At 53.2% G+C, this 6,571-nt stretch carries 5 protein-coding genes and 1 pseudogene; 4 read left to right on the top strand and 2 right to left on the bottom strand.

All coding sequences use genetic code 11. The features are described from left to right. Positions 1-97 precede the first annotated feature (97 nt). From thiE to Q0X57_RS07095, 4 genes are read left to right on the top strand one after another with little or no spacing between them, the layout of a single operon-like run. Positions 98-2,119, top strand: coding sequence for a thiamine phosphate synthase (gene thiE / locus Q0X57_RS07080; protein WP_297729557.1), 2,022 nt, complete (start codon positions 98-100; stop codon positions 2,117-2,119). 25 nt (positions 2,120-2,144) lie between these two features. Further along, positions 2,145-2,927 carry a thiazole synthase gene (locus Q0X57_RS07085; RefSeq protein WP_297729560.1) on the top strand — a complete coding sequence of 261 codons (783 nt, stop codon included), beginning with the start codon at positions 2,145-2,147 and terminating at the stop codon, positions 2,925-2,927. Beyond that, positions 2,927-4,033 (top strand): 2-iminoacetate synthase ThiH, encoded by a 1,107-nt coding sequence (gene thiH / locus Q0X57_RS07090; protein WP_007365462.1) that lies wholly within the window; start codon positions 2,927-2,929, stop codon positions 4,031-4,033. Before Q0X57_RS07085 ends, thiH begins: the two co-directional genes overlap by 1 nt. Beyond that, a complete protein-coding gene (locus tag Q0X57_RS07095; RefSeq protein ID WP_297729564.1) occupies positions 4,024-4,767 on the top strand; it encodes a HesA/MoeB/ThiF family protein in 744 nt (247 codons plus the stop codon). The genes thiH and Q0X57_RS07095 overlap by 10 nt, the downstream gene beginning before the upstream one ends. Before the next feature lie 325 nt (positions 4,768-5,092). On the opposite strand, the gene Q0X57_RS07100 is transcribed toward Q0X57_RS07095, so the two are convergent. Together Q0X57_RS07100 and Q0X57_RS07105 are read right to left on the bottom strand one after the other, a co-directional pair. Then, positions 5,093-5,959 (bottom strand): AbiJ-NTD4 domain-containing protein, encoded by an 867-nt coding sequence (locus Q0X57_RS07100; RefSeq protein WP_297729567.1) that lies wholly within the window; start codon positions 5,957-5,959, stop codon positions 5,093-5,095. A 5-nt stretch (positions 5,960-5,964) separates the two neighbouring features. Further along, positions 5,965-6,571, bottom strand: a pseudogene (locus Q0X57_RS07105) (restriction endonuclease); the annotation flags it as partial.

Genomic DNA, 6,571 nt, shown 5'->3' on the forward strand with positions numbered 1-6,571 from the left:
CTCGATGTGTGGCGAACACTTCTGCTCGATGCGTGCTAGTCGTCAGCTGCAGAAGCGCATCGAGGACGACAAGTAATCAGTAACCGTCCAACGCTCCATGATCGTCATTACACCACCCGAATGTCAGCATATCAAAGATGTAGCTGGCGATATCATTGATATCGCAAGAAGCTGCATCTGTAGGGTACACCTGCGCATGCCAGGAGCTTCTGAGGCAGACTTTAGAAAGGTCTTAGACAGTCTAGAGCCCGCCTACCACCAGCATGTCGTGCTGTGTGACCACTATGCGCTACTGGCGGAGTATGACGTGGCGGGCATCTACCTACCCTATCGTCGCGTGGCGGAGTGGAGGAATATCCCTCTCGCTCCTCACCAGACGATAGCGGTCGGTGTCCATTCGATCCAAGAGCTACAGGAACTACCCTTCACGCCACACTACGCTTTGCTCAGCCCGCTCTTTGATAGCATTAGCAAGGAAGGCTATCAGGGCAACCCTGCGTTACTTTCGTGTCGTGAGGCATTGATCAAACTCCCTTACCCCGTCTACGCGCTTGGAGGCATCACCCCCGAAAGGCAAGAGTCCGTGGCAAAGGCAGGCTACACTGGGGTCGCTGTGCTAGGCGACATCTGGTCGCAACCGCAGGAACAACGACAAGAGCGTCTGGATCAGTACCAAACGCCCGCCATTCTAACCGTTGCGGGTCACGACCCCACATCGGGAGCTGGCATCAGCGTAGACACCCGCATTGCAAATGATCTGAGCGTGCAGTGCTACAGCGTTATTTCTACGCTCACAGCACAAAGCCTGCACCGCTTCGTCTCCGCTACCGCCACACCGTCCGACCAACTACAGGCATCGCTAACAACGCTCCTCACCGACCACCCGGTCACCGTGGCTAAGCTCGGTATGGTGCAGAATTTACAGCAAGCGGTACAGATCGTTGCGCAGATGAAGGCACTAGGCGTCAAGCGAATCATTTGGGATCCAATCCTCCAGCCCACAGCCGCCGAGGAGACGCAGTCTCGCCTTTGGACAGAGGAGCAGGACAAGCTCGCTACCCTACTGAATGAAGTAAGCCTCGTCACACCCAATAAACCCGAGGCACAGGCACTCTTCGGCACAGACGATCCCTCAGAGCTCCAGCACATTGCTCAGAAACACAGCGTGGCTATCCTACTAAAGGGTGGACACGATACCACTTCGCCACATCTTGTGGTCAACCAACTGATCACTAGAGACGGCATCCACCCCTACTACACGCATCGCTACGACAAGTCGATCCACGGCACTGGCTGTATGCTCTCCGCAGCAATCGCCAGCTACTGGGCTATGGAGTACAGCCTCGTAAGCTCCGTGCAGCGGGCTTGCCACTACCTTGCTGCTATCTTTGCGGGGCAACCAAACCGTCCTGGGCGACAGCTACTTTACCCCAAGTTTCTTTCAGGGAATTGGAAGAAGAAGCATCTGTACTTTGACTTTGACCTACAGTACGTGACCAATGAGTCAGACCCCGACAGACTATATAATAAGGTGTCCCAATACCTCGAGGCGGGCGGACGCTGGGTGCAGCTACGACTCAAGGAGGCGACGACCGAGGAGCGCATCGAGATAGGTCTGCGCCTCCGCAGGATGACCGATCGCTACGATGCCTGCTTGCTCATCGACGACGACATCATCGCCACCATCGCTGTGGACGCCGACGGGGTGCATCTCGGCAAGCGCGACTGCCCTCCGCAAGAGGCGCGGCGCATCCTAGGCAATGACTACATCATCGGCTATACGGTCAATAGCCTTGACGACCTACCTCGTGCCTTGGCGGCCAACATCGACTACATCGGTGTGGGTCCCTATCGAGACACACAGACCAAAGCACTCCTCGCTCCCATCCTAGGCTTAGAGGGTATCTCGCAGATAGCTCAGCAGGTCAAAGAGACGAACCGACAGTTCATCGTTCCTCAGATTGTAGCTATCGGAGGCATACGACCAGAAGATGCTGAGACTCTCTTTAGCAACAAAGACATTGACGGCATCGCCGTGAGCGGTGCCATTGAGCACGCCTCCGATATGGTCTATACCGTATCGCAGTTACTGCGTGACACATCAAGCCTTCCTAACTAGACATACATCCTAATCTACTATACACATGCAGACTAAGTCATTGAAAATCGGAGACCACGACTTCACCTCGCGCCTCTTCATCGGAACTGGCAAATTTGCCAACAATCAACTAATGTCAGACGCACTCGATGCTTCTGGTAGCGAGCTTATCACCGTCGCGCTTCGCCGAGTAGAGACCTCTGCAGGCCTCCACGATACACTCATTGAGAGCATCACACGCCCCAATGTCATCATCCTACCCAACACCTCTGGCGCACGCAATGCCGACGAGGCGGTCTACGCAGCACAGCTAGCCCGTGAGGCGCTACAGACCAACTGGATCAAACTAGAGGTACACCCCGATCCTAAGTACCTTCTCCCCGATGCTATGGAGACGCTCCGCGCCACCGAGCAACTCGTCAAGGAGGGCTTCATCGTCATGCCATACATACAGGCAGACCCCGTGCTCTGCAAGCGACTTGAGGAGGTCGGTGCCCCTTGCGTCATGCCCCTCGGCGCTCCGATCGGTAGCAATATGGGACTCACCACGAGAGATATGCTACGCATCATCATCGCTGAGAGCACCGTCCCCGTAGTTGTAGACGCCGGTATCGGTCGTCCCTCCCACGCTGCCGAGGCTATGGAGCTAGGAGCCGATGCGGTACTCGTTAATACCGCCATCTCCACCGCTACCGATCCAGTAGCTATGTCCATCGCCTTTAGAAAAGCTGTCGAGGCTGGTCGCTCAGCTTACGAAATGGGACTGCACCAGCCCGCCACCGATATGACCGCCACCGCCACTTCACCACTCCAAGGATTCTTTGACTAATGACATTCTACGATTATAAGCAGCAGTACAATTGGGAGCAGGAGTGTGCTGAGTTTGACACCTTTACTGCTCAAGATGTAGAGCACGCCATCGCCACAGCTACGCCTACTCTACGCGACTTCAAGGCGCTCATATCCCCCGCAGGAGATGCTTACCTAGACGCTATGGCGACCAAAGCACAGCAACTCAGCATCGAGCGTTTTGGCAAGACCATACGCATGTACGAGCCTCTCTACCTCTCTAACTATTGCCACAACCACTGCGTCTACTGTGGGTTCAATCAGGAGAACAAGATCGTCCGCAAGGTACTCACCATGGAGGAGGTGCAAGCTGAGGCAAAAGCTATCGCCGACATGGGCTTCACCCATATCCTCCTCGTAGCTGGCGAGTCGCCCAAGCATGCTGGCGTCGACTACTACCGTCAGGTCATCGAGCTCATCCGCCCCATGTTTGCGCAAATATCGATCGAGGTACAGCCTATGTCTGTTGAGGATTACAAAGTCCTCGTCGAGGCGGGCGCCCACTACGTCTGCGTCTATCAGGAGACTTACAACGAGGAGAGCTATCCACGCTTTCACCCCAAGGGGCTCAAGGCCAACTACCGTTTCCGCCTAGAGACGCCCGACAGAGCAGCCGAGGCAGGCTTTCGCAAGGTCGGTATCGGTGCTCTCCTAGGACTAGACAACTGGCGCACGGACGCTTTCTTCACCGCGCTACACCTAGACTATCTTGAGAGCCACCACTGGCAGACCAAGTACTCTATCTCGCTACCCCGTTTGCGTCCGCACGTAGGCTCCTATATGCCCGCAGACCCGATCAACGACCGTCAGATGGTACAGCTCATCTGTGCTTACCGCATCTTCGATCCCGAGGTTGAGATCTCGCTATCCACACGCGAGAGCAGTGCCTTCAGAGATATGGCGGTACGCATCGGTGCCAACTCTATGAGTGCTGGTAGTAGCACTCAGCCTGGCGGTTATGTCGATCCTAATCCTGAGCTCGAGCAATTCTCTATCAACGACTCACGCTCTCCCGAAGAGATGATCGCTGCTATCAAAGCTCAGGGATACGAAGTCATCTGGAAAGACTGGGACCAGTGGATGTAACTCGCACGCCCCAAGACAGCACTGGCAACAAGGGCATCGCTGGCAGCGCACGATACGAGCGTCAGCTACAGCTCCCCGAGATAGGTCCCGAGGGTCAGCGACTCCTCGCTCAGACGAGCGTGGCGGTCGTTGGCGCTGGGGGCTTGGGGGCTCCTATACTTTATTACCTCACGGCTGCAGGCATCGGGCGCATCGCCATCATCGACTGCGATGTCGTCTCCCCGTCCAACCTCCAGCGTCAGATCCTCTACCAAGAGTCTGACCTCGCACACCCCAAAGCTATCCAAGCGCAAAAGCGTCTCACCGCGCTCAATAGTACCCTCCATATCGAGGCCATCACCGAGCGACTCAATGAGACCAATGTAGCGACCTTACTAGCCGACTACCAGATCATCGTTGACGCTACGGACAACTACCCCACACGCTACCTCCTAGACGACTACACCCGCAGTACCGCCAAGCCGCTTGTGCATGGCGCCATCGAGGGGTGGCGAGGACAGTGTACCATCTTTGCGCCCTCTAGTAGTCTACGTTACCGCGACCTGTACAGCGAGCCGCACAGTGCAGAGGAGACCGTACCGCCTAGCGTCATCGGCGCCACCGCCGGCGTCATCGGCAGCATCCAAGCGAGCCAAACGCTCCAGCTAGCCTTAGGGCAGACGCCCGCCCTCCTCGGCAAGCTCCTCACCGTCGACCTGTGGCACGGCTCGTGGCACACCTTCGACCTCGCCTGACCCGACCCCTCCATCCACCCCCTCACAGCTATAGCACCACAAATATCAGACAATCGTGTCCGAGCTGGTATCCTTCTTCGTTGCAAAGGTACTACATGCTCCACGGGAGCTCTTCCTCTACTGCTGTCAAAGGTTGCGAGCACGCCTCAATGACAACCCACCACCCCGAATGGCGTATATCCAAAAAGAGCAAAGGTCGTCACGCTACACGCTCTCCTATTATTATGGAGTAAAATCTTTTGGACTAACCAAGGGCCTATCGGAGAAGCCATGTACCCGTTTTGACGCTTTCGGGTACATATCGAGTGTGACGTGTAAGCAAAAACTACTGAATTCGACTCTGCTTCTCGCAAATGTAGGTGACGAAGGAGCAACAGGATACGAGCATATAGAGAGCCTCCTCTGACTGTGGAACATAGTTGTCTTCTGGACTCATTAAAGCATGCCTTATGCCAGTATCTCCTTGGTTAGCATAGGAGTACAGCTTTTTAAAAGCTTCTTCCAGTTGAGGATGGATTATAGCTCCACTCTTCTCTAGTTTTGACAAAGCTTTACCAAGGGTATTCTCTTCAGTAATACTGCGGCATAAGCACTCCACGGCAGATATGGACTCCTTGATAGAGTTTTGATAGTCTGCTTGAGGACGTTGTGAGTATAGGCGCAGTGCATTGTTGAGATGCCTACGAATGTTTTCATGAACAGTAGGGCTCTCTAGCGGTTTTTGAATTGCAGAGATTTGCACTTCATCTATAATAGTCGTGACTTGGTCGTTTACAATCCGATAGCCGTAAACTAGTCGCTCAAACTCAGAGTTGAGGTTCTGGACAAATTCCTCCAAAGGCTGAGGATAGCAACAATAGCCCTTTAGAAACTCAATAGTCTCTTCGATCAAGTCAAGCTTTTTGCACCACTCCACTTCCTGTGATGACAGATATGAAGAAACTATGGAACTACCCCAATCCATAGGGACTCTAAGTTCCAAAGCTTTCTTATTCATGAACTTAGTCCATAGATGCATTTCTAGATCTTGATATGAGTGATTACAAGCCTCCATGTCTTTTCTAAGCGCACTATAGCAGTTACAGATACAGTTTTCTATCTCAGTAGTTATGGTCTCTCGTATTAGTATTTTAGAGGGGATTACATAGCCATTTCTTTCTGAAAAGTGTGGCATAGGTTCTTTTGTTTTCATAGGGACTATTGATTGATTACTTGCTGGGTGGCGGCTAACTCTCGATCGGCATAGAGGACCACGTCTCGGATCACGAGCTTCTCAATAGCTCTGATGAAGGTCTCCATCTGAGTATAGTCTGGTTCTCCTGATCTAGATAATAGAGAAATATGCAAGGGTGCTGCATCCTTTGCGTAGAAGTTGCGCCCATAATGAAACGCTCCAGCATTAGCCACCTTGTGTATAGCGGTAGTTATGAAACAAACCGCATGCTTTGGAAGAGCTTGAGTATGCACAACGGCTACATGGTCATCTGCTCCGTAGGAGTAGTTTCTATACTTTGTAGATCCGAACATGTCTATGGTAATCGTATTGGCAGGAAACACTTCTACACTATTACCAATGAAGGCGGAAACACCAGTCTCTGCTTCTCCCGCTGTAACAAAAGGCAAAGACCCAGCTATTCGGTCATCACTCTTCAACCTTTTTCCCCTTGTCGCTTCTCCAAATAGGTCTCCAAGGCGGTAGTCACCCCACTGTAGGTTGCCCTCCTGGAAGTGTTGGATAGCTTGCTGCTCCTCGGGGGTGAGTGTATAGTCAGAGAGACCTGTGACAATAAGATAAGCTTTTAGC

It is taken from the genome of uncultured Porphyromonas sp. (assembly GCF_947254915.1).
Classification (GTDB): Bacteria; Bacteroidota; Bacteroidia; order Bacteroidales; family Porphyromonadaceae; genus Porphyromonas.

What these genes read in the sequence shown, in the direction of transcription:
- thiE (WP_297729557.1), top strand. Translation starts at nt 98, where the DNA reads ATGATCGTCATTACACCACCCGAATGTCAGCATATCAAAGATGTAGCT.
- Q0X57_RS07085 (WP_297729560.1), top strand. Translation starts at nt 2,145, where the DNA reads ATGCAGACTAAGTCATTGAAAATCGGAGACCACGACTTCACCTCGCGC.
- thiH (WP_007365462.1), top strand. Translation starts at nt 2,927, where the DNA reads ATGACATTCTACGATTATAAGCAGCAGTACAATTGGGAGCAGGAGTGT.
- Q0X57_RS07100 (WP_297729567.1), bottom strand. Translation starts at nt 5,959, where the DNA reads ATGAAAACAAAAGAACCTATGCCACACTTTTCAGAAAGAAATGGCTAT.